Origin of the sequence: Acinetobacter parvus DSM 16617 = CIP 108168, assembly GCF_000368025.1 — a bacterium.
In the GTDB taxonomy this organism is placed as follows: Bacteria; Pseudomonadota; Gammaproteobacteria; order Pseudomonadales; family Moraxellaceae; genus Acinetobacter; species Acinetobacter parvus.
On the sequence record NZ_KB849212.1, the window covers coordinates 246,331 to 270,949 of the forward strand.

Sequence of the window (24,619 nt, forward strand, 5' to 3'; positions counted from 1 at the left end):
GTAGTCGAGATGAATTTCATCGATCAGACGCATCAAACTCAAATCAGTTGATGAAATCTCTTTGGGCTTGTAATACAACGTACTGCGATTGATTTGAATCAATTGCGATTGTTGTCGTACCGAAAGTTGATGGGTCTTATCGATCATTTTTTGCCGCTCAGCTGCCCTATTTTTCTGAGCGCACCTTCTAAAAAATCAATTTGCAATGCCTGATGTCCTATCTTGGCATGTAGAGCTTTGATGTCAATCTCTGGTTCTTGTTGTGCTGTTGGTCGTGAAAAAATATTGACTGATTGCTCAAGCAGTTGATTTTTCCAATCGATGATTTGGTTTTGATGTAAATCGAATTGAGTAGAAAGTTCAGCGAGTGTGTGGTCGCCTTTAATTGCTGCGAGAGCAACTTTAACTTTAAACTCTGCTGAATGATTACGACGTTTTCTTCGTGTCATGGTTGACTCCTAAAACAAGCATTTCCCATGCTTATTGGGGAGTAGATTATCACTTATAGACGTGGTCTAAAATCCTAGAACCACATCACATCAGCTTCATAAAACTGTTCTAATACATCCAAACCTTACTCTATATACGTTTCAAACCTTGCATTAGCAAAACCCTTCCTTGCCGTAAAGTCCAAAGCTTCCTGATAAAACCCTACCTGCTTACTCTGCTCATCAATTTGCTTTGCCTGAATAATGGCCTCATTCAAGCTAATTCCTTCCCTTAAAGTCAGATCCACGTAATAGACTAGCTGACGATAACTCTGTGTCGTACTCTTACTCCGCAATATCAGCTGCAATGGGAGGCAAGACAACAAACTATTTAATGCCATATGGTAATAACTCAGCCGTGCAGCCAAAGTCCGAATACTGTTAAAGCCTGTAGTTCTAAAAACAAAGGGGTCAAATTCATCTAGCTTATTAAAGTTCATATGCAAACGTCTTTTAGACAATATGAATACTGATTTTTATTACTTCGCAGATTCAAATCCCAAGTGCAACACATTTGTAATTAGTTGAAAAAGTTAGGTGTATTCATAGAATCATTAGACTTTTTCAACTCGCAATTGGAAAGCACACAATGAAGAAATACACCCAACTTTCTCAAGATGAAAGATACGAAATTTATGCTACTTTGAAAAGTAAAAGTTCAATCGCTACCCTTGCTCGGGAGTTAGGACGTTCACGATCAACCATCTACCGTGAATTAAAAAGAAATACTGGGCAACGTGGATATAGAGCTCAACAGGCAGCTAAATTTGCAAGTCAAAGACGGTACCGTCCTTCATCATCAATGACAGCATTTGCCTTCGCTTATATTGATTATTTGATTGGTTTGGACTGGTCACCCGAACAAATTTCAGGTGCTTTAACACAACGCGGTTGGCTGGATGTACCTTCACATGAGTGGATTTACCAGTACATTTATCAAGATAAATCAAAAGGTGGTAAACTTCATCTACACTTAAGGCATCAGAAGAAATATCGAAAACGCGGTTACAAAAACACGGATCGTAGGGGTCAAATCATTGATAAAACAAGTATTCACTGCCGAGACCAGGTCATTGATCAACGACAACGTTTAGGAGATTTCGAAGGTGACACGGTGATTGGTAAACATCATAAAGGTGCTTTATTGACTCTCGTTGATCGAAAGAGCCTGTATGTACATATTGTTCATTTAGGGCCAACGAGAGCATCCTCTCAAACGATTACTTGTGCACTAGATCGTTTACAAATGAGCCATGCTTATAGTGTGACATTTGATAATGGCAAAGAATTTTCCGAACACAAAAGAATTACTGATGCTGGCATAGAGACGTATTTTGCTGATCCTTACAAGTCTATTCAGCGAGCTAGAAATGAAAATACGAATGGTTTAATCCGTCAATATCTGCCAAAATCATCATCGTTTGATGACGTGTCAAAGGAACAAATAGAGCAGATAGAATTTGCACTCAACCATCGTCCTAGAAAAACCCTAGGTTGGTATACACCGAGTGAAGTTATGGCTGGTTTTTATACTGTTGCACTTGCCGCTTGAATCCGCCCTTTAAAAAATATTCATCTTAAATTTTATACTTATTTTACGCAAAATTTACGATAATTTTATTATATATCAATAAATTAAACCTTAACATACATTACTTCAATGACTACTAATTTAAAGTGTTATGAAAAAATTATACCATCTACTTTTTAGCCTTATACCGCTCTATTCAAGTTATGCTTTTGCTACTGGAGATGAAAGCTCTCCCGCTTTAAGCTTTTCAGGTAATGTATCATTGGCCAGCGACTACCGCTGGCGCGGCCAAACGCAAACCCAGAATGATCCGGCCTTGCAGGGAAACTTTGTTTTAAGCCATGCTTCAGGATTTTATCTTGCTGCATTTGCATCGAATGTTGATTTTGATGACGAAGTAAATTTAGAACTGGATCCCCAGATCGGCTATACAGCGCCAATCGCGCTAGGTTCAATCCATCCTGCAGTTGATCTTGGCATGCTGCGCTACAATTACATCGGCAACAGCGATTTAAATTATAATGAATACTATTTCAAAATGATCTTTAATGCGTTGCTGCATCAGAACGATAGCTTTACACCAAGCATAAGCTATACCTATAACTATGGCGGCAAAGCTGCCAGTGACAGTATAGGTAAAGATATCTCAAATTGGTATTTTAATGTCTTATATGCTACACCGATTGCTCAAACTAATTTTGGCACAAATGTTAGCTTAGGTTATTCCAAAGCAAATCAGGACATTTATGGTTCTGAAGCAAAAGACCATTTTTTTGATTGGAAAATTGGTGCAACTTACCGCTATAACCCAATGGGAATAAATGCAGAATTAGCAGCGTTTGGTAGTAATTTAAAAACCAAAGACTTTACAAGTCAAAATAAAAAAGGGGTAAAAACTGAAGCAGTATTCACCCTGACTAAATCTTTTTAAAAGTTAAATGCCAATAGTATCAGCAATACTATTGGCATAATTATTTTACTTGAGTAATTTCAATATATGATCTATCTCACTTCGATTAAAACCTCTTTCTTTAAAAATAGTATGAATTATTTTTTTCATACTTTTTGACGCATACTGGTATTTCTTTACTAAAATGTCAGAATCAATTTCCTGTAAACTATACTTCAAATACAATTCTTCATTGAGCTTCTGATTTCTAGCATCATGTTCATTATTTATCGTGTTATACATTTTTAAGAAGTTAAATATCCCAATGTTGTTCGATCAAAGTAATTTGGCTGTACATATACTGATGCTCAGCACGTTTAACTGCACACCATAATTCCATAAATCTTTTGCCGAGATATTTTTGCAAAACAGTATTCCGGTGAAAAAATGTTAAAGCATCCAGCTGATTCGTACTTAAAAAGTGCGGCTGATGTTTATTTTTTATCTGAGTGGCTTGCTGTGGAATTTCCAGATTCTGTGTCAACCCATGCAGTGTGCCGATCAAAATCAGGGCTGCAGTTAAATAAGGATTGCAATCCGCACCTGCAACACGATATTCCAAGCGTTGATTTTCATTGTCCGAACATGGTATGCGAATGGCCACATTGCGGTTATTCACGCCCCAATTAGCTTCTAAGGGCACATGGTTTCCAGCTTTAAACCGGCGGAATGAGTTTACATTCGGGGCAAGCACGGCCATGGACGGCGGCAGCAAGACTATCAGCCCGCTGATCGCCTTTAATAATTGCCGTGACGGTAAAGGATTCTGCTTCATGCTGAAAATATTCTGCTGGTCTTGATTTAACAAACTCATGTGAAAGTGCATGCCGCTGCCCGCTTTATTCAGATCAGGCTTAGCCAAAAAGCTTGCATGTAACCCATGTTCTACAGCGACTTGCTTAATGGTGCGCTTTAGCATCATGATCTGATCGCATAGCTTCAAAATATCACCGCTATGCTGAATATTAATTTCGTATTGCCCGGAAGATGATTCCGAGACTAAGCCTGTAATCTGAATCCCCTGCAAAAGGGCAATCCGTTCAATTTCATCCAGAACGTCTTGATATTTATCTTGCGCATTCACATCAAAACATTGATTTAAATAAATCTGATTGGAGCCAGATTTTTCATTGCTGTCAAATAAATAAAACTCCAATTCTACGGCCATGCAAGGATAAAAGTTTTGATCATGCAGCGCTCTTAAACTTTTTTTTAAAATATTGCGCGGTTCAACTTCGCAATCTTGATGATTGTCATCTTTCATGGTTAGGAATAACTGTGCCTTGGACTCTGGATTTAAAGCGCATGGCTGCAGGCTTCCCAATATAGGTTTACATAAATAATCCGGCTCACCGATCGATTTTCCTAAACCCGATTCTTCAATCACTTCTCCATCAAGACTCATGGCATAAATAGACATTGGGAAATAACAGCCTTGTGCAATATTTTTTAGACCTACAATATCTATGCGCTTGCCGCGGACATGACCATTCAGATCGTGCAGGCAAATCTCAACATGACGGGTATTGGGATAGCGCTGCAGATAGTTTTCGATTTCTTCTGAAAATAGAATATCTTCAATATCGCAGCATTGACGCGCAGATGGCATGGATTCAGGGACCGCTTCTTCGTCAGCTATATTATGTCTAGCCATGAGTAAATTACTCATTATTTTGTCCTGTTAAATATTAACAATGATCAAAATAAAACAAGTTCTACCGAATGTAACGTAAATAAACCGTAAAAAAGCACCCAACTAATATGATTATTTTTTAAACTATTAAAACCACGAAAAAGCTAATTTAAAATAAGTTAAAACATAAAAATAACAATAGACTCATGTAAAATAAATGGCATATTTAATATTAATAAATCTTCAAAAATCGCAAACCCACTCCCGGTTCAGTAATAATATATTTAGGCTGCACAGCATTATCATTTAACTTCACTCTTAATTTAGCTACCAGAATCCTTAAATAATGCGTATCTTCTTGGTGCGTTGCCCCCCACAGCTCTTTCAGTATTTGCGGCTGGGTAATCAATTGGCCTTTATTTTTCGCCAATAAATTCAGCAGCTGATATTCTTTGCGTGTTAAGGAGAGCAATTGTTGATTTAAAAAAACCTGCCGTTTGGAAAAATCGATTTTTAATACGCCATCATCAAAAATTGCCGTATAAACAGTACTATGTTGGTGCTGCCTAAGCAGTACACGAATGCGCGCCATCAGCTCCTGAACACTAAACGGCTTGGTAACATAATCATTTGCGCCAGCATCCAGAAGCTTCACTTTTTCTTCTTCATTTGCCCGCACAGACAGCACTATCACTGGAACGTGCGACCATGTGCGAAGCTCAGACAAAACCTCATAACCATCCAAATCTGGCAAACCCAAATCGAGGATCACTAAATCCGCGCCTTGCAAAGCTAGGAGTTCCAAACCCTTTTGGCCATTTTCAGCCAAAAGCGTTTTATAGCCTTGCGCTCTGAGTGCTATATCCAAGAATTTTCGAATCTGATTTTCATCATCAATAATCAAGACATTGGTCATGGAGCTGGCTGATTCATTCTGTTCTGGCATTTTCCCACCTAAAAGCTGCTAGATGCTTTAAGTAATTTGCTGAATAGGAAGCTTTATGCGGATACATGTTCCTTGATTGTTCTTGCCTGATGATGCCATGATTTTCCCCATATGCGCACCCACAATCGCTTTCACAATCGTCAAGCCCAAGCCTGTACCATATTGCCCGCGGTCACCGCGCTGCATGGTATAAAACATGTCAAAAATGCGTTCACGCTCATCTTCTGGAATACCCTGCCCCTTATCAGTTATGGCAATTTCGATCTCATTTTCATTCACCTGCTGCACCTCAATCATCACAGCTTTATTCTCTGGTGAAAATTTTGCGGCATTTTCCAGTACATTAAAAATGGCCTGTTCAATCAAGGCGGCATGTACAAATAAACTCAAAGATTCTTGAGGCGCATGCACTTCAACCAATGCATCTGGCATATAACGGTTTAAACGGCGCACTGCTGAACCGATCAGTTCATCAACTCCAATCCAGTCCCGCTTCAAGCTTAAGCCTTCATGGCCTAAACGGGTCATATCCAGTAGGTTTTGAATATAGCGGTCTAAACGTTCCCCCTCTAAATGAATCGCTTCCAGCAAGCTGTCCTGATCATTTTCATTCATGGAATGGCGGTAAGTGCTCAAAGTATCCGCTGCTCCAATCATCGACGCCAAAGGCGAGCGTAAATCGTGCGATACGGATGATAATAATGCCGAGCGCAATTTTTCCGTTTCAGAATTCACATTGGCTATTTCCAAAGCCTTGGTCAGCTGGGTGCGGAAAATCGCCTGCGCAAGATACTCTACCATGAGTTCAGCGAGCTGTTTTTGCTCCGTATTGATTACTGCTTGCACATCTTTAAGTTTCAACCCCACCACGCCTAAGCATTGCTTGGAAGCCAATAAGGGCAAAAACCACCACTCATTTTCCGTCAAGGTTTGGGTAAAGCGACCGGACGGTTGATGGTTTTTGAATGTCCAATCGGCTGAAATTTTTTCTTTATTACTCATGATAGTGGATGATGCTTGAGTTGCTGCAGTATCTGGGAAATACAGCCAGACATCTGCATTGAGATTTTTACTCAGGCTATGTTCAGCAATCTCCTTGATTTGTGCCAAATCTAATGCTGTGGACAGCTTCTGCCCTAAATCCTGCATAATGCTGTTATAACTGTTCGCCGTTTTGAGTGCAGTCACCTGCTCTTTCAAACGTGACGCTAATCGGCTCGAAATTAAAGCCGCGCCCAAAAATGCAATCACGGTGACAATCCCCTGATGTGCAGAAATCTGAAATGTAAATTGCGGGGAAATAAAGAAAAAATTATAAGCTAGAAAGAATAGGATGGCTGAAAAAGCTGCAGCCAGCATCCGTGTTTTTGATGCCACAAAAACCACAGCGGTGATAAAAATCACCGAAAGATCTTCAATCCCTAAATACTTTTCCCCTAAGCTTGCAATCACAATGCTGATGACCGTGGTGGCTAGTACGTACTGTATTTCTCTCAGCGACAAGAATGCCCTTTGAGTGAAAAAGGACAGATGCTTATTCTCTGCAATAATCGGCACAATACTGAGTTCAAAACTGGGCCGGTATTGCAGTAATTGATCAATCAAATTGAGCCTTAAATTCAGCGAAAACTTTTGCGGAGCCGCTTGTGCTAAAACCAAGGTTGAAATGCCGCGGTCCATCACATAATCAAATAAAGTTTTAGCATGTTGCTGGCCGTGAAGGACTTCTGTCATTCCACCCATTTGACGCGTTAAGTTTAAAGCCCGTTCAATTTCACGGCTTTGCGAGTTTTCCTGTTTATTCATGATTTGCGTATCATGAGAAAAAGCAACAACCGTCCATTTTGCCGCACGATGCTCGGCAATACGGCATCCAGTCCGAACTAAAGCTTCAGAATGCCCTTTGCCATCAATCATAATTAAGACATGATTTTTTAAGGGGATTTGAGCAAGCCCTTGAATGGCGAAATTTTCGCGTACATCATTATCAACATAATTGGCAACGGTTTGCATTGCCAGTTCACGCAGTGCCGTTAAGTTGGAGCTGTTGAAAAATCGCTGTAAGGCCTGTTCCGCCTGCTCAGGCACATAAACCTTCCCTTGGTTTAAGCGCTCCAACAGCTCATTCACAGGCAAATCAATTAAGCGGATATCTCTAATCCGTTCGAACACCCGGTCTGGCACGGTTTCAGTGACACGAATCCCAGTGATTTGATATACCACATCATTCAAACTTTCCAAATGCTGAATGTTCATGGTGGTAAAAACATCAATACCAGCATCTAATAATTCATTGATGTCTTGCCAGCGTTTTTCATGACGGCTGCCGGGCATATTAGTGTGGGCAAATTCATCCACCAAAACAATACTGGGCTTTTTATCCAAAACGGCATCTAGATTCATTTCCTCCAGATGCTGCCCTTGATATTCAATAGCCTTGCGCGGAATTATATCTAAACCAGAAATTAAATTTTCAGTTTCTCTACGGCCATGCGTTTCTACATAGCCAATGACGATATTAATACCCTGCAGCGCCAGTTCATGCGCACGAACCAGCATGGCAAAGGTCTTTCCCACGCCCGGAGCTGCGCCTAAAAAAATCGTCAGCCGCCCAGACTGATAACGCTGTGTATGTTGCAGCAAAACATCGGCTTTATTGGTTCGTGGATCAGTCATAGAAGTAATCTTTATTTATTGCTTTAAAAGATGTTTTTAAATTCATTTAAATGCGTCTAAAGTCAGCTTGGCTATTGCTGGGCAATATGGATGCCACCGTTGGGCGGAGGTATAGAACATCCCCTCGCCCAACAATCGTATATAACTTAATTCAGATTATTCAATAGCTTTCAATCACTATATTTTAATCATCAAGCCATTCATATCACTTCCCGCCCCGATCCAAAGCCAAATTCAATTCAAGCACATTGACACGTGCCTGCCCTAAAATCCCAAAAATCGGCTGAACCGTATGCGACTGAATCAGTTTTTCGATATTCTGTTCAGGCATATGCCGTGCATGGGCAATCCGCTTCACTTGAATCATGGCTGATTGCACGCTAATTTCAGGGTCGATGCCGCTGCCTGAAGCGGTGACCAGATCCGCAGGAATTTTAGATTTTTCAATCTGTTCCTTCGCTGCGATTCGATTCAGCCGTTCCTCTATGGCTTTCTGCAGTTCAGGATTGGTTCTCGCCATGTTGCTTCCGGCCATCGCCATAGGATCATAATTTGCGGCAGATGGACGCGGATGGAAATATTGAACTTGGGCAAAAGGCTGTGCCACTAAGCGTGAACCGATCACTTGATTATTTTCGACAATCAAGCTGCCGTTGGCTTGTTTTGGAAAGAGCATTTGTCCTAAGCTGGTTGCAGCAGCACTATATACAAAGCCGCATAAGCCTAGAGCAATGATGGTCATTCCAAACGAAGCGCGCAGTTTCTCACCCCATGATGAGTCTGCCAATTGATGATTTTGCATATTCACTTTGTCATCCTCAAAAAATTTATAGGGCCAAGATTGGACTGATCAGCAGATCAATCGCTTTAATGGCAATAAACGGTAGCAGCACCCCGCCCACACCATAAATCAGCATGTTGCGGCGCAATAATTGGGTAGATGTCGAAGGTTTGAATTTCACACCGCGCAGTGCAATTGGAATCAGCAGAGGAATAATGATCGCATTAAAGATCAGCGCAGACAGGATGGCACTTTCAGAACTGCCTAGTTGCATGACATTTAACACATGCATTTGCGGAATTGCCGCGACGAATAATGCCGGCAAAATTGCAAAATACTTTGATACATCATTCGCCAAGGAAAAGGTGGTTAATGCACCGCGAGTAATCAGTTGCTGTTTGCCTATTTCAACCACAGATAGCAATTTTGTTGGATCAGAATCTAAATCCACCATATTGCCTGCTTCTTTGGCTGCTTGCGTTCCCGAGTTCATGGCTAAGCCAATATCTGCTTGGGCTAACGCCGGTGCATCATTAGTACCGTCACCGACCATCGCTACCAAATGTCCTTTGTTTTGCTCGGTTCGAATGCATGTGAGTTTATCTTCTGGTTTCGCTTCAGCGATATAATCATCCACACCAGCCTCTGCTGCGATGGCCGCTGCTGTGAGCGGATTATCTCCGGTCACCATCACAGTTTTAATGCCCATTTCACGTAAGCGCGCAAATTTTTCTTTAATGCCTTGCTTAATCACGTCTGATAGTTCAATGACACCCAACAAATTCTGATCTTTAGCCACGACCAGCGGCGTTGCCCCTTTTGAAGCTATTTGTTCTACGCGCGCTTTCAGTTCGGCATGATTTTCAAGGTTTTGCGAAGCGAATTTAAGAATGGCATCCATAGCGCCTTTACGCACTTGATGACCATCCGCCAAGTTAAGGCCTGAAATGCGTGTGGACGCATTAAAAGCGATAAACTCAGCCTGTTCAGGCTCGGCCACTCTTTCACCTTGCTCTTTGGCCAAAGCAACCACCGATTTACCTTCTGGCGTTGGATCGGCCAAAGAAGTCAGTACCGCCGCTTGGCGAAGTTCAGACTCCGTCACTCCTGTTAAGGGATAAAAAGCAGTCGCCTGACGGTCACCGTAAGTAATAGTTCCGGTTTTATCGAGTAGTAAAACATCTATATCGCCTGCAACTTCAACCGCCTTGCCTGATTTGGCAATCACATTGGCTTTGAGCGCTCTGTTCATCCCTGCAATTCCAATAGCTGGCAATAAGCCGCCGATGGTGGTTGGAATCAAGCAGACCAATAGCGCCACCAATAAAATCGGGCTGATTTCAATATGCAGGAAATGTCCAATCAACGGCAGGCTGACCACGACGATGATAAAAGTCACAGTCATCACGGTCAGTAAAATACCTAAGGCAATTTCATTCGGTGTTTTTTGACGGTTTGAGCCTTCGACTAAAGCAATCATTCGGTCGAGAAAGCTATTTCCCGCCTCTGCGGTCACTTGCACGATGATCCGGTCGGTTAAGACTTTGGTTCCCCCAATCACCCCTGATTTATCCGTACCCGCTTCACGCAGTACTGGCGCAGATTCACCTGTTACAGCAGCTTCATTGATCGTAGCAAAGCCTTGAATGATCTCACCATCTACGGGAATGAATTCCCCTGCACGCACTTCAATCAAGTCATGCATTTTCAATTCAGCCGCTGAAATCTGCACCCCATCCATATCATCTTTAGAATGGATCCGGCGCGCCGTCAAATTTTGACGCGCTTGACGCAGGGATGACGCCTGTCCGCGGCCTTTAGCTTCGGCAAGAGCTTCAGCATAATTGGCAAAGAGAACAGTTACAAATAAAATCAATGTCACCAATAAGCCAAAAACCAGACTGGCTTGCCCCAAAATTGTACTAACCAGTGTAATCAGCGTCCCAAGCCAAACGATGGCCATCACTGGATTTTTAATCACATGCTGCGGTAGCAGTTTAATAAAGGCATTTTTCCATGCTTCAGCTTGAAATAAAGTTGAAGCGATAGTGTTTTGCTGTGTTTGAACAGTTTGTTTTGAATGATTCATTGTACTCACCCTTAACCTTGAACCAATAACAGATGATCAGCAATTGGCCCCAAGACCAGGACTGGCATAAATTGCAATAAGGTCAACATCACCACAATGGCGATTAAAGTCAGTGCGAATGTTGGCGTTTCGACTTTTAAACTGCCGCTGCTTTCAGGTGCTTGGCGTTTTGCAGCTAAACGTGTAGCGATGATTAAAGGAATAATTAATGTCGGGAAACGGCCGAGCAATAAAGCAATACCGCATGTGACATTCCACCACACGGTATTGTCTGATAGCCCTTCAAAGCCTGAGCCATTGTTGGCAAATGCAGACACATATTCGTACAGAACTTGAGAAATGCCGTGGTATTGCGGATTACTGTTGCCCGTCAATTCAGGGAAAAATACAGTTATTGCGGTTAAACCAAGAATGACGATGGGTTGGATCAAAATCACAACAGCGAGCAGCTTGATTTCACCGGCTTCAATTTTGCGGCCAAACAATTCTGGGGTGCGGCCGGTCATTAAGCCTGCAATAAAGACTGCTAAAAACAGATAAATAATGAATTGCTGTAAACCACAGCCAATCCCGCCCCAAATGGCATTGATCAGCATATTGGACAATTGCACCATACCTGTGAGCGGTGCAGATGAATCATGCATCATATCCACTGAGCCGTTATTGACTTGGGTGGTGACCGCTGACCACAAAGCAGATGATGCCTCGCCAAAACGCACTTCTTTACCTTCCATGGCGGAAAGCAATGTCGAAGTCGATGAAAGGCTTTCTGACCAGATAGCGCTAGTCGCAGAAATGATCGACATCAGCAGCATTGAAGCAAAGACCAAGCCTGCGAATTTGGCGCGTTTGGTGAAAAAGCCCAGCATAAAAATCACCGAAACAGGGATCAGTAAAATCGCAAGCATTTCCAGAAAGTTTGACAATGGTGTCGGATTTTCCAAAGGTACACTGCTGTTCGGACCATACCAGCCACCACCATTACTGCCCAATTGCTTAATTGCTACCATGGGCGCAACAGGGCCTAAAGGTATTTTTTGCGTTGTTAATTCGCTGCTTTGGTCAATCACTTGAACTTCTGGGCCGCCTTGAAAAGTCGATGGTACGCCTTGGCTAGTGAGCAATAATGACCAAACCATGCATAAAGGAATCAGAAAGCGGAACGTCGGACGAATCACATCGGCCCAATAGTTGCCGACATTAATTTGTTGCACTTTATGCTTAAAGCTGGTCTGTTGATCGGTTTCAGAAAGTGCATTGGATTGTTTGTAGAACAGTGCTCGAACTGTAGCCACCACCATCGCCAGGCCCATCATCGGCGTGATGATCTGCAAGCCGACAATGCCAACCATTTGCGATAAATAAGACAGTTGTGCCTGTCCTGAATAGTGCTGCTGATTGGTATTGGTCAGAAACGAAATCATGGTATGCAGCGCCAAATCCCATGACATATTCGGCGCATGATTTGGATTCAGCGGCAGGCTGGCTTGAGCCATGAATAAAACCCAAGTCACTAAACCAATCACCGCACAGCTCATGACAAAATTTAATGAATAAGTTTTGACATTCATCCCCCGTTTGGGATTGGTTCCAAAAACAGCGTAAATGGGCTTTTCAATCCAATTGAATAGAGGATCAATTTTCATCTCGCGGTTGTGCATAATTGCTGCGAGGTATTTACCCAAGGGATAAGCCAGAACAAAGACGATGGCTAAAAGCAAAGCAAACTCTAACATGGCATTTCACTCCTATGTTTCAGAGCTGAAAACTGCATGCAGATATTGAAATAACGTTTATTTTGATTATTTAGTACAACGCAATTTTTTTGATGCTGTACCTGCTGATGCGCGTGAATGACCGCACTCATGTTTTTCATCCTAAGCATTGGGATATTCCAAAATCCAGTATGAAAAATAAGACCGTAAAGTCTCTATTCATAACTTTGGATGCCGCGTAAAGAAAGCGTAAAAATTTAGCTCAATGCACTTATAAATGCAGAAAAATATCTTAAAAGTGATGGCTATTATTATTCTGTGACTCACTTTATTTATGGATATAATTTCAGTACTTAAAGCCTTATTTTTAGGTTTTATAGAAAGTTTAACGGAGTTTTTTACCCATTTCCAGTACTGGTCATTTAATTTTATTTGGCCATTTAATTGATTTTCATTCAGGCTCAGGCTGTGTCTTTGAAGTTGTCATTCAACTGGGCACAATCTTAGCCGTTTGTTGGCTCTACCGTAAAAAATTATTAATCTACTACATGGTTTTATATCAGGTGATTACCATGCGAGACGTTTTGCGATAAATGTCTTCATTTCATTTATTCCTGCAGTAGTGATCGGAGTTATAGCTGTTGATTTTATTAAACAAGTTTTATTCAGTCCTTCGGTTGTGGCATCTGCACTGATTATTGGTGCACTGTTAATTTTTGCTGTAGAAGCTAAAAATTTTAAAGTCCAAACCATTGAGGCAACCAATATTGGATTCAAACAGGCCATTGTTATTGGTTTGGTTCAATGTCTTGCGATGATTCCGGGGACTTCACGGTCTGGTGCAACCATTATTGGTGCCGTTACTTAGACATATTTCGCAACGTTGATGTTTTAACTTCAGAAAATTTATTGAATATTTCCGTAGGCTTTGTAACCGCATTCATCGCAGCTTTGCTTGTGGTAAAAGCCATGGTTAAATTTGTAGAAAAACATACTTTAAAAGTTTTTGCTTGGTATCGCTTGGTATTAGATTCAATCATCTTATTTGTTTTTTAATTCAAAAAAAATAAATTAAAGAGAACTCGCTGTTCTCTTTAAATTTTTTAATTTACAATCCTTACATTCTGCCTCAAGCTTTTCTGAATCTCTTGTACAACACCCTCTCCCTGATGGGACTTAAGCTCTGATTTAGATTTATTTTTGATTTCAGTTTGTACCGATTCAGACTCAAAACCCTTATCATTATAAAACTCTTCAACCAAATCTAGTCCCTCCTCAGCATTCACCTCAAATCGTGCATTACCATAACCCTGCCGTGCCATTTGATCTAAAGCAGCCTGATTAAAACCACACAACTTACTTTTCTGGTCAATTTCCTTCGCTGTTTGAATCGCCTCTTGTAAATGAATGCCATCCCTGAGCGTTAAATCCACGTAGTACACAGGTTGACGATAACTTTGCGTTGTACTCTTTCCTCGCAAGGTCAGCTGCAGTGGCAAGCATGAAAGCAACCCATTTGATGCTGCATGGTAGTAGCTCAATCGTGCAGCCAACGTACGTATGCTGTTAAAGCCTGTTGTTCTAAAAATGAATGTACCAAATTCATCCGACTCATCTAAATTGACATGCAGGCGTCCATAAGGCTTACAGTGCCCGCCTTGTCCAAGTGGGCATAAGTCGGGGGATGGGCAAGGATGTTGCTCCACGCCTTGGTTGGTTAAACGTTGGCAGGTTTCTCCATTACCGACACAGACAGGTCTTCCAGTCTGTCGGTCAAACAGGCTGTATTCTGCACGCAGGTTTAAATCAGGATCATTAAAGATCATTCTGACAGGGATTGAACGTAGCTTTTGATTCGGAGCATTAGCTCTCAGCTGATCATCCAGTGGATGCTTCACCCAGCCTTCTTTGCTTTGAATCTGGGAAGTAATGGTGAACTGGTCATCCTTTTCCGGCAGGCGTTTGCCATTCTTCTCGATCATCCGACCGATACTGATCCGTCCGAGTATTGGAGGAGTAATTGCTAAACCTTTAATCATGTTGATATTCCTTAATGTATTACCTTACAAATTTGGGTCTATGTATGTAGGTCGGAACAAGGACCAAATAAGTTACCCAAAGAATGTAGAGCCAGATAAAGTGCTACAGAAATCGCGACCGATTTGCTCTCTACCGAAGGGTAGAGAGCGGGGAGCGATTTTTGTGAATTTTTGATTGGGTGCTGTAAATAGGGCTTAGTCGGTATAGATGTTAAATCGACGACTGCCCTGCTTTTCAAGTGGATAAAGCTCGATGAGTTCAGGCTGGTGCTGAAGCAATGCTTTGGTATTGAGGCTGATAGAATCCTTGGCTTTCTTCCAAACTACCGAGCCATTTGCAAAGACTGCCCTTTCCTTGTCTTGCATCATCATCTGGATTTCATGTTTAAGCTGGTCAAAGCGTTCCTGCTTATGCTGAATTTCTTCTTTCAGTTTGATCAGCTTATCGAACATGAGATTAGCTGTTTCATTCTGTGATAGATCTTCAACTGTTAGTGGCACATGGATTGGATACAACTGCTGAATGGCTTTGGCTGCCGATTCACTCGCATCCACAGAAGGTGGTGTATCCTTTTCCACACATTCCCAGAAGTAACGTTCTGCATTGATGATGTGTTCAATTACAGATTCAGAACGAGTGACTTTAAAGATAATACAAAACTTAGTAAAACCAGCCACATTCAATAATTAATAATCAACAACTTACACAAAAATATATCTAGCTCTGCACTAAGCATATTATTTTCAAAATCTGAAATTCATCAAAAACCATCCACATTTATAACCATTTTCTTGATCTTTTTTTTGAAATTGATTTTTTAGCCATGTCTTTATTTACATTACTCTGTACACGACAAAAATAGATAACTCATTGAAATAATGTCACAATAATTGTTTTCTAACGACGAATACTATGACACATCTCAATGAGTTATATCTTATCTTAAACAAATCTCTAAAATGGAACAAGTCACATTTAAAGTGCTTTTCGCTCATCATGCTTGCGATCATTTTAAAGCAAACGTGCAATCTTTCTTCTGCATCTAAAGCCTTGCCCATCAAGTGCTTACCACAATCATTTTATCGGCGTATGCAGCGCTTCTTTGCAGGTCAGTATTTTGATTATCGTCAAATTTCTCAGTTGATTTTCAATATGTTTTCATTCGACCAAGTGCAACTGACTTTAGATAGAACCAATTGGAAATGGGGAAAACGAAATATTAATATCCTGATGCTCGCAATCGTTTATCGTGGAATAGCGATACCTATCCTTTGGACATTGCTTAATAAACGTGGAAATTCAGATACGAAAGAGCGTATTGCTTTGATTCAACGCTTTATAGCCATTTTTGGTAAAGACCGTATTGTGAATGTGTTCGCAGACAGAGAGTTTATCGGTGAGCAGTGGTTTACATGGTTAATTGAACAAGACATCAACTTCTGCATTCGTGTAAAAAAAACTTCATTGTCACCAATCATTTAGGAAAGAATCATAAAATTAGTGATTTATTTCGCCATCTTAAAGTTGGTCAAATTGAATGTCGTAAACGACGGATTTTGGTTGGTCGGGTGAAACTATATATAAGTGCACTACAGTTAGAAAATGGAGAGCTTTTACTCGTCGTTTCTCCTCAGTTTAATGCCAATGCTATTCAGGATTATGCATTACGCTGGGAAATTGAAACCTTATTCAGTTGTCTCAAAGGACGCGGGTTTAATCTTGAAAATACGCGCTTGACAGACCCTAGACGAGTGAAAAAATTGATTGCGGTGTTAGCTATAAGCTTCTGTTGGTGTTACTTAACGGGTGAATGGCAACATAATCAAAAAAAAGCGATAAAAATAAAGAAGCATGGACGACTCTCAATGAGTTTATTTCGCTATGGTTTAGACTATGTTCAAATGGCGATTCAGCATTTAATTGGTTTTGGGAAAAAAGAAGAGTTTAAGGAAATTTTGGCAATTTTAAGAAAGCAGAATCCTGATAGGATAAGGGTTCTGTGAAATTTGTCGTGTACAGAGTTTACATTACTAAAATAAGGAGCATAAACATGGCATCTAAACACTCAAATCAGAAGAAATACGCTAAAGCTAAGTTTGACTCACATCAGGTCACCCTTACCCCATACCCACCTTTAAGTAAAATTTACAATTGCTATGCACAAATCTTAAAGGCAGCAAAATTGCCTTCAATTTATCAGCCCGATATCAAGTTACTTTATCCCTCAAAAATTTCAGAGAATGAGTTCTTCGTCTTGGATAACTTCCTGCTTCTATATACTTCCAAAACACAAAGTTTATCCATCAATGCACGCTATATTGTGCAAACCGACATCGACCTACCTCTGCTCAAATATCAACTCAGTACACGCTTATTCAAATTAATCACTGAGCTTAAAATTGATATTAAATGTATTAATCCAAATAGCGTACTACATACATTCAATGCTTCACTTTCTAAGCATGCGATTTATGACCTAAATGCACTTCACTCTGAAAAACCACGCTGTGAGTTATCGCTTGATTTGCTCGCAAAACTCATCGGCTGTAGTCGTAATCAGCTCTTGTATCAACAAAAACAAATCCACTCTAGTTACACCGAAAAAATCCAGCAACTCACTGAAAAATGCGAAGCACTCAAACATCCTGAACCGAGCCCAAACCTTTTTTGGAGAGCGCAACATGCAGAGTAAGCCATTAATTCAGCGCCTTTTAGAGCAAGAGTTCATACACGACCATTATGCTGAAGTACTTGAGCAATACCTAAATCGCACAGTTGATATCCCTGAACTGAAGCAGTTATTAAAGCTCGATAATGAGATAGGGCAGAATCACCAATCACTGTTTCTACCTGCTCCACCTTCTGTTTCAGCAAATCCTATTTGTGCTTATATTTATTCAGTACAACAGCACTCCCAGCATTCTGTTATACAGCGATGGTCAGTCCACAATTTACATGCTGCCTGCATTCTTAAATCTATTCCAAATTCAGGTAAAAAAGACCATCAAACAACGATTATTAAAGTACTTGATCGATTTAGGTTAGCAAATGAAGCTTATGCTGCATCGCAGCAAGCAACACAGCTCAGTAAGTCTCAACAAAAATATTTATGGCTATGGCAACAACTTCCTAGCGATAAAACACCATTAGCTGAGTTTGTAAAGAGCTTACGCAGCTTAGAAACCAATTCTAATCTGAACCGTTTTCAATATTTATTGATTCTTGATCTACGGCGTTTTTATGATTATGTGTTGGCACTGAAACCTAAAAAAAATTATTCAGCACCGCCCAAACACATAGATGAACCACATTATCTAGATGAGTACGGCGCAATTTTATGCTGCCCACAAGACATACTACAAAAGGAAGATCCTGCTCTATATTACGAGAAATTACAGGATGAACAGCCAAATCAGCAATACTCAATCAATACAGCACAGGTATCGCCATTAACAAGCCAATCTAGTTTTTTACAACATAAAATTAGCCAGCTCACACAACAACACATTATTAGACAGCAGCATGATTTTATGTGTAGCAAGCATTATCCAGACTTCAATAGCCTGAGCTTACTTGTACAACATTGTCATCAACTCTATTTAAATCATCCAGAAAAAAACAAAGCATATCTTTTTATCTTACTCAGTTTCTTGAGTGGTGTTCCTATTGAGCAATGGCTATATCTACAATCCAGACAACGCTATGCACTCAATAAACGACAGAAGGTCATTTTTGAAAACGATCAATATTTTCTACGTTCCAAATTCACACTGTTTGAGGACTCTGCTTTTGAATACAAAGACCAATTGCTTAATCAGGTGACCCATTTCGATTTGCCTTTAGTAAAAGAGCTGGTAGAGGGTTTAAGACAACCGCCAACAGTGAAGCAAGAACAGGTCGCACATGCATTAAAAAAATGCCGTGAAGAACTCTTCATTCCGTCGTTATCAACTAAAAAAATAAGTGTTTTATTACATCACTGTATTTACCATTACACTCAAAATGAACAACTAGCCGACATTCTTACAGGCATCGATGCAAATCGATCAGTTTCTATTTCATATTGTTCGTATCCAATCTACCGTTTGCAGCAAAGCTATCAGGGTACAGTACAACAACTATCAAATGATTTAGCAAAAGAAATCCATGTCATTGATGATGATCGAGAAAGATTTGGTAGCTGTAAAGCGCCGAAACCTGCAACAGTGACGGCGATATTTGCATATTTACAACATCAGATTATTCAAGCTAAACACCATGGGCAAATGCTTGAGATGTTCAATCATTACAATGTCTGGCTGTGGCATATTTTATTATTGTTCAGTGCTGCTCGACCTGTCAGCGAGTTCCCGGGTTTCTTAAAAAATTTCGATTTAAAACAACAGTGGCTTTGGATTTCTGATAAAGAAATTCACTCAAGAACGGATGATGGGCGTTTAATCCCATTATGTGATTTTGTTGTGAAGGAAATCCGCTTATTCATTACCTACTTAAATGAATTTAAACAACTACACCCAGAGCATCAACCGTATATTCAAGAAATTTTAAGCAGTAAAAGACCCCTTCTCAGTGTCTATCAACATGGTCAATGGCAAGCCCTCAGCCCTCATTTAGTCAACAGTTTCACTCGTATTATGCAACTTGATCATGCCAATTGGCTTAGGCACACAGCTCGTGCATATCTCACCGAAAAAGCAGATGAAAACTTCATTCTGGCTTTGTTTGGGCATGAGCAAAACCAACAAGAAATGGGGCAAAAATTCTCAAGTCTTTCGCTTCAACAATATAAAGAACTCGCCAACTGCCTCAACGATATGCAGCACGCTTACCAAATTGATGGGATGTATGAACATGCTTAAACAAAAACATTATGCACATGAGCGCCGTGCTAAAGATAGAAATAAAAAACAAATGAAAGAGCGCTTACATATTCAATTGATTATTGAGGAGTTTCTCTCCCAAGAAAAATTACAACAGGCACAACAATCACAAAATTTCCCAGATCTCTATAACCAAGTGATTCAGCACTTAGAGCAACAAAAAGTAAGCTTTTCTTTAAAAAAGAGCTTTTATCAGCACTTCCGCAAACACATCATTCAATACAATCGCACCAATGATGCAGACTTACCACTGCCTACGCAGCACCTCGCCTCTATTCAACGAGCCTCTTTACTCTTTAATGAATCTTGGTTAGAGAATTCGAAATATCTCACATATTTAAAAGAGCGACTCTGGCGTTATTGGCATACTGTAGAATATTTTTCGGATGATGAAATTGTTGGCAATCTTCTTATAAGTGCAATCCTGTACGGCGGACTTTCACATCATTCAAGCTTGAATGCTTTACTTGAACATCTCAAATCTGATGAAGCAATCTACCATCTTCAGACCTTACAACTTCCGCTTCTATTCTTAGAACCTCAATCGCCGCAATATGGTGATTTATATGATCCTAAACAAACCTTAAGGAAATCTCGAAATTTTGTACCAGATCGGCTAACACAGCTCTGGATTACTCGATTTAAGACACAATTAATAGATATCCAACACGATTGTTACACTTATATCCGTTACGTTTTTAATGCCTTAGAGCTTTCTTTTAACCAGAAGAAATTTAATCAGCTTTTACAAACCTCCAGTCATTCATTTATGCAACTAGACAAGGTCAAATTAAGCCCTGCGCTTGCACAGTGTTTAACTGAAGAAATAGAAAGCTGTGGCTTAAGTCCAAGTGCTTTTAAACGCTATCTCTCACCTCAGCTAATACTTGACCACTCCGATCAAACTGAAGCACCACAGCCCCAAAATATCAACAACAGAGTAAAAGAGGAAAAATTACACACTGAAGATCCTCTTGAGGCACTTACTGCTTTGCATAAACAAATTTTGACGTTCTTTAAAAATAGGCATAAGACTACCTCGGATCTATGTAACCTGCTGCACAGCCAACATGCCTATCTTCCAGAAAATGCGAAACGGCTTGGGCTTTGGCTATTTAGCTTATTTCGTCCGACTACAGAAGATATTAAGCAAATCACAGAGCTTTATCAGCTCGATCAAAACAAGTACTTACTCTATATCAATCATCAGCAGAAGATTCGTCATTCTTCAATCTATAGTTATTACACCAAACTTGCCGAGTCATGGTTATTACATAGCACCGATTTTATAGAAGAATGCAATCTCAATGATCACCTAGAAGTGATCTACAAGCGTATGTTAAACGGCGTCGGTAAATCTAAATCACAAAAATTTGATCTCTTAAAACGTTTTCATCACTTTCAGCGTGTCATATTTGATGCTGATGTGTTCCCAATGCAGAATGAAAGGTTTCATTTAAGCTCACCGAAAGCCGAAATCATCTCTGCAAAAATATTCCAACAGATGCTTGCGCGACTTGAATACTATAAAAGCCCAAGCTATACAGCCCATGATTTAGAAATGCTCAGTATCGTATATACGATAGCGTTTCGTACGGGCATGCGGATTAATGAAATACTCGGCATGCGAATCAAGGATGTTGAAGGTATTCAAGCCAGTTCAATTTGGATACGTCCATATCGTGCAAAGCATCAACAACATTTACTTAAAACAGATAGTGCTGAACGCAATCTCAACGTTCAAATTCTACTAACTCAAGAGGAGCATCTTAAATTTCAACATTACTGTCAAGTACGGCGCCGTGCTTATAGGCCCAGTCAATACTTGTTCACGATGTGGAACAGTACTGAACGCCTTAAACCTAATATGGTGACACTTCCTTTTCAACGCATCCTAGATGCAATATTGCCTGGTCATCGTTATTCTTTTCATTCTTTACGGCATACTGCAGCGAATAACCTCGCTATAATTTTGACTATGGACTACGAGTTTGTAGTTGCATTCACGGACTATTCAAACGATCATTACAACCTCATCAGAAGTCATCTATTACGCTCTAAAGCACCACAAGACAGCTGGTATTTAATTGCGCACCTGCTCGGTCATATTGAACCAAACGAGACCTTCCGAAGCTATATCCATCTCAGCTATGTGATGGCAGGTTTTCAATTACGTCAATTTGATCTGATGCTTTCCACCCAAATTATTCAAAAAATCTGTCCAACTTTAATAACGCCGTTGAAACATGCTCAAGAGATCCACCTCAGCAGTTTTGACACTCAAATGCTTCAAGCGACTCATGTAATACCATTAGGCATAGATAAACAATCAAGTATGCCAATCAATAAAAAAGAAATTCAGCAAAAACCTACTGATGATTGCATCTATGGTACTGCTCGATCAGAATATCCGTCTGCACTGATCATAAAAATACTCAATGCATTAGATCAATCTTATACACCTGAGCTTCTGTCTCAAAAGTATGACTTTCCAATTAAGACACTCATGCTGTGGCAACAAAATATACTTAAGCTCAAACAACTCAAAAATCGCAAGAACCGACCTCGCTTCATTATTGATGCTGATAAATCACAACGCATACTTCCACATATTGAAACCAAGGAAGAAAAAATAGTCTTAGAGTATTTTTTTAAACAGCTTAATAAATTGAAAAGTGATGATGCAAACATCTTAAATGCACTACATATTTTTGAAATGAAAGCCAACATTTCACATGCTGGATTAATCTTTAATAGTGCTGATATAAGGCTAGCAAATCGATTTTTGACAGGAATTTATTCTTTATTTCCAGAAAAATATTGGCAGATTGCTATATCTTCTGAAATCTCTGAGGAAAAGCTCATGGAACGACTGCAGTTTAAATTTCTATCTTGCAGCATGAACAGCAGTCTAAATAATTCTTTTAAGTTTGAGCTAGTATCCCAAAACAATGGAAAGGCACTAACCGTCTTACGCTATTGCATGTTGGTTTTACTGATCCTGTGTACGCCGTCGCAACCTAGATCATAGCTGATCTGGCTGATAACCTGAAAACTCATAAAAGTCATGCAACAATTGAGCATAGTGAATAGCCACCGATTTTGTAGACACCTTTTAGTTAGATAAAATGGCTAATTAACGAGGTGCTTATGAGCAGTAAACGATATACTCCAGAATTTAAAATTGAAGCAGTAAAACAGGTCACAGAGAAAGGTCATAGTGTTGCTGATGTCGCAGCGCGTTTAGGTACGACTACACATAGTTTGTATGCCTGGATTAAACGTTATGATCCACAGCAGCCCAAGACGATAGAATCTAATGATCCAAGTGCAGAATTAGCGAAATTAAAAAAAGAGCTGCAAAGGGTCACTGAAGAAAGGGACATATTAAAAAAGGCCGCGGTGTACTTCGCAAGCCAGTCCAAATGAGGTACGCCTTTATTCAGGACAATCAGCACATATGGCCTGTTCGTCGTTTATGTTCAACGTTAGATGTTCACCACAGTGGTTATTACGCATGGTTAAAGCAACCCACCAGTAAAACTGCAAGGAAACGGCAACAGCTTTCAGGCCTGATTAAACAATTCTGGCTGGAATCTGGCGGAGTCTATGGCTATCGTAAGATTCACTGTGATTTGAAAGATGTTGGCGAAAGTTGTGGGATCAATCGAGTACATCGACTGATGAAAGCAGATGGTCTTAAATCACAGCGTGGTTATCGTAAGCCTAGAGCTTACGCTGGTACTCCGGCTGTCATTGCCGCAAATAGCTTAAATCGACAGTTTAATCCAACTCAGCCGAACCAATTATGGGTGACGGACATTACCTATATCCGTACACATGAAGGGTGGCTATATCTTGCGGTGGTGATTGACCTGTTTTCACGTCTTGTTGTTGGCTGGTCTATGAAATCCAGAATCACGACAGATTTGGTTTTAGATGCGTTATTGATGGCTTTGTGGCGAAGAAATCCAAAGAACAAAGTCCTAATCCATTCTCTTGCGAAGCAATGCTTCTCAGGCAGCCAATATACTAGCCATGAATGGCAGACATTTCTCAAGCATCATAATTTTGAAAGTAGTATGAGTCGTAGAGGCAATTGCCATGATAACGCTGTTGCAGAAAGCTTCTTCCAGCTATTAAAGCGGGAACGAATTAAAAAGAAAATCTACGCAACTAGAACTGAAGCAAGATCAGATATCTTTGAATATATTGAGATGTTCTATAATTCAAAACGCAGACATGGTTCCAATGGTCAGCGTTCTCCATTAGATTATGAAAAGGCCCATCAAAAGATGGTTATGTGTGTCTAGAATTTTGGTGGCTATTCACTGTGATGATATGTGCTGCTTCCCACAAATGGGTTTCTAAGTCTTTTAAATCAAGGAGAGTCATAAATTTACTACATTCAATTTATATAAATATGGATAAATTACTTTTGTAAAGACAAGATAAATTTCTGAATCATTTCTCTTTCTAACTCAGATAACTCTTGAATAGATTTTAAAATGGGATCTGTGCCTGAATTTGAGTATTGATCAGTACGTCCAAGCAAGTAATCACTCGAGATATTTAGTGCTATCAACAACTTATATAAGTTTTCCAATGATGGTTTTCTAGAACCAGCTTCGATATGTGAAATCGATGTAGATGGGATTCCAGATTTATCAGCAAGTTCTTGCTGAGTCATTTTTCTTTGGGCTCTTATTTCTTTAAGTCTTTCACAAAAGAGCTTAGAGTCCATTTCAATCAACATAAGGCACCATAAATCCCCAATAAAAAATTGACCATATGGATAAGTTAGCTTGTATACATTGACAGTATTTTATTGTCGAATTCGACAAAAAGATATCTTTTAAAGAAAATTTTATTAATAATTATCACTGATTTG

The 24,619-nt window shown here is 40.0% G+C and carries 16 protein-coding genes and 4 pseudogenes; 8 read left to right on the forward strand and 12 right to left on the reverse strand.

What is annotated here, in order from left to right; all coding sequences use genetic code 11:
* Positions 1-449: pseudogene (locus tag F988_RS07645) on the reverse strand (IS3-like element ISAcsp5 family transposase); the annotation flags it as partial.
* A gap of 128 nt (positions 450-577) precedes the next feature.
* Positions 578-937: pseudogene (locus tag F988_RS07650) on the reverse strand (recombination directionality factor); the annotation flags it as partial.
* Between the two features lie 140 nt (positions 938-1,077).
* Here F988_RS07650 and F988_RS07655 point away from each other — a divergent pair.
* Together F988_RS07655 and F988_RS07660 are read left to right on the forward strand one after the other, a co-directional pair.
* Positions 1,078-2,040, forward strand: a complete 963-nt coding sequence (locus tag F988_RS07655; RefSeq protein WP_004682288.1) for an IS30 family transposase — start codon at positions 1,078-1,080, stop codon at positions 2,038-2,040.
* A 130-nt stretch (positions 2,041-2,170) separates the two neighbouring features.
* Complete coding sequence (locus tag F988_RS07660; RefSeq protein WP_004679614.1) at positions 2,171-2,950, forward strand: TorF family putative porin; 780 nt, start codon at positions 2,171-2,173, stop codon at positions 2,948-2,950.
* A gap of 45 nt (positions 2,951-2,995) precedes the next feature.
* Here the strand turns inward: F988_RS07660 and F988_RS15605 are convergent, their stop codons facing one another.
* The 7 genes from F988_RS15605 to kdpA form a co-directional block, all read right to left on the reverse strand.
* Positions 2,996-3,211, reverse strand: coding sequence for a hypothetical protein (locus F988_RS15605; protein ID WP_004679615.1), 216 nt, complete (start codon positions 3,209-3,211; stop codon positions 2,996-2,998).
* Between the two features lie 10 nt (positions 3,212-3,221).
* On the reverse strand, positions 3,222-4,637 hold the full coding sequence (locus tag F988_RS07670; RefSeq protein ID WP_004679616.1) for a glutamine synthetase family protein: 1,416 nt from the start codon (positions 4,635-4,637) through the stop codon (positions 3,222-3,224).
* Positions 4,638-4,833: 196 nt separating this feature from the next.
* Positions 4,834-5,547 (reverse strand): response regulator, encoded by a 714-nt coding sequence (locus tag F988_RS07675; RefSeq protein ID WP_004679618.1) that lies wholly within the window; start codon positions 5,545-5,547, stop codon positions 4,834-4,836.
* Between the two features lie 27 nt (positions 5,548-5,574).
* Complete coding sequence (locus F988_RS07680; RefSeq protein ID WP_004682289.1) at positions 5,575-8,223, reverse strand: sensor histidine kinase; 2,649 nt, start codon at positions 8,221-8,223, stop codon at positions 5,575-5,577.
* A gap of 205 nt (positions 8,224-8,428) precedes the next feature.
* Positions 8,429-9,031, reverse strand: coding sequence for a potassium-transporting ATPase subunit KdpC (kdpC, locus tag F988_RS07685; RefSeq protein ID WP_004682291.1), 603 nt, complete (start codon positions 9,029-9,031; stop codon positions 8,429-8,431).
* Between the two features lie 19 nt (positions 9,032-9,050).
* A complete protein-coding gene (kdpB, locus tag F988_RS07690) occupies positions 9,051-11,093 on the reverse strand; it encodes a potassium-transporting ATPase subunit KdpB (RefSeq protein WP_004679626.1) in 2,043 nt (680 codons plus the stop codon).
* Positions 11,094-11,104: 11 nt separating this feature from the next.
* Positions 11,105-12,829, reverse strand: a complete 1,725-nt coding sequence (gene kdpA / locus F988_RS07695; RefSeq protein WP_004679628.1) for a potassium-transporting ATPase subunit KdpA — start codon at positions 12,827-12,829, stop codon at positions 11,105-11,107.
* Between the two features lie 313 nt (positions 12,830-13,142).
* Between kdpA and F988_RS07700 the strand changes: the two are divergent.
* Positions 13,143-13,864 (forward strand): annotated as a pseudogene (locus tag F988_RS07700) (undecaprenyl-diphosphate phosphatase).
* 47 nt (positions 13,865-13,911) lie between these two features.
* Here the strand turns inward: F988_RS07700 and F988_RS07705 are convergent.
* Both F988_RS07705 and F988_RS07710 read right to left on the reverse strand, forming a co-directional pair.
* Complete coding sequence (locus F988_RS07705) at positions 13,912-14,847, reverse strand: recombination directionality factor (protein WP_004679631.1); 936 nt, start codon at positions 14,845-14,847, stop codon at positions 13,912-13,914.
* Between the two features lie 195 nt (positions 14,848-15,042).
* A pseudogene (locus tag F988_RS07710) lies at positions 15,043-15,498 on the reverse strand (hypothetical protein); the annotation flags it as partial.
* Positions 15,499-15,760: 262 nt separating this feature from the next.
* Here F988_RS07710 and F988_RS14590 point away from each other — a divergent pair.
* From F988_RS14590 to F988_RS07745, 5 genes are all read left to right on the forward strand, one after another.
* A protein-coding gene (locus F988_RS14590; RefSeq protein WP_141629355.1) for an IS4-like element ISAba1 family transposase occupies positions 15,761-16,851 on the forward strand; the annotation gives its coding sequence in 2 pieces (ribosomal slippage) (positions 15,761-16,298 and positions 16,298-16,851; 1,092 coding nt in all).
* 47 nt (positions 16,852-16,898) lie between these two features.
* The gene (locus tag F988_RS07725; protein ID WP_004679635.1) at positions 16,899-17,540 is read left to right on the forward strand and encodes a hypothetical protein; all 642 of its coding nucleotides are present in this window, start codon (positions 16,899-16,901) and stop codon (positions 17,538-17,540) included.
* The gene (locus F988_RS07730; RefSeq protein WP_004679636.1) at positions 17,530-19,707 is read left to right on the forward strand and encodes a hypothetical protein; all 2,178 of its coding nucleotides are present in this window, start codon (positions 17,530-17,532) and stop codon (positions 19,705-19,707) included. The genes F988_RS07725 and F988_RS07730 overlap by 11 nt, the downstream gene beginning before the upstream one ends.
* Positions 19,700-22,759 (forward strand): tyrosine-type recombinase/integrase, encoded by a 3,060-nt coding sequence (locus F988_RS07735; RefSeq protein WP_004679638.1) that lies wholly within the window; start codon positions 19,700-19,702, stop codon positions 22,757-22,759. Before F988_RS07730 ends, F988_RS07735 begins: the two co-directional genes overlap by 8 nt.
* A gap of 119 nt (positions 22,760-22,878) precedes the next feature.
* Positions 22,879-24,041 (forward strand): IS3 family transposase gene (locus F988_RS07745; RefSeq protein WP_141629348.1). Its coding sequence is split into 2 segments (ribosomal slippage): positions 22,879-23,125 and positions 23,125-24,041, totalling 1,164 coding nucleotides; the frame shifts between segments, so codons are not numbered across the junction.
* 119 nt (positions 24,042-24,160) lie between these two features.
* On the opposite strand, the gene F988_RS07750 is transcribed toward F988_RS07745, so the two are convergent.
* Positions 24,161-24,484 carry a helix-turn-helix domain-containing protein gene (locus F988_RS07750; protein ID WP_010589536.1) on the reverse strand — a complete coding sequence of 108 codons (324 nt, stop codon included), beginning with the start codon at positions 24,482-24,484 and terminating at the stop codon, positions 24,161-24,163.
* Positions 24,485-24,619 lie beyond the last annotated feature (135 nt).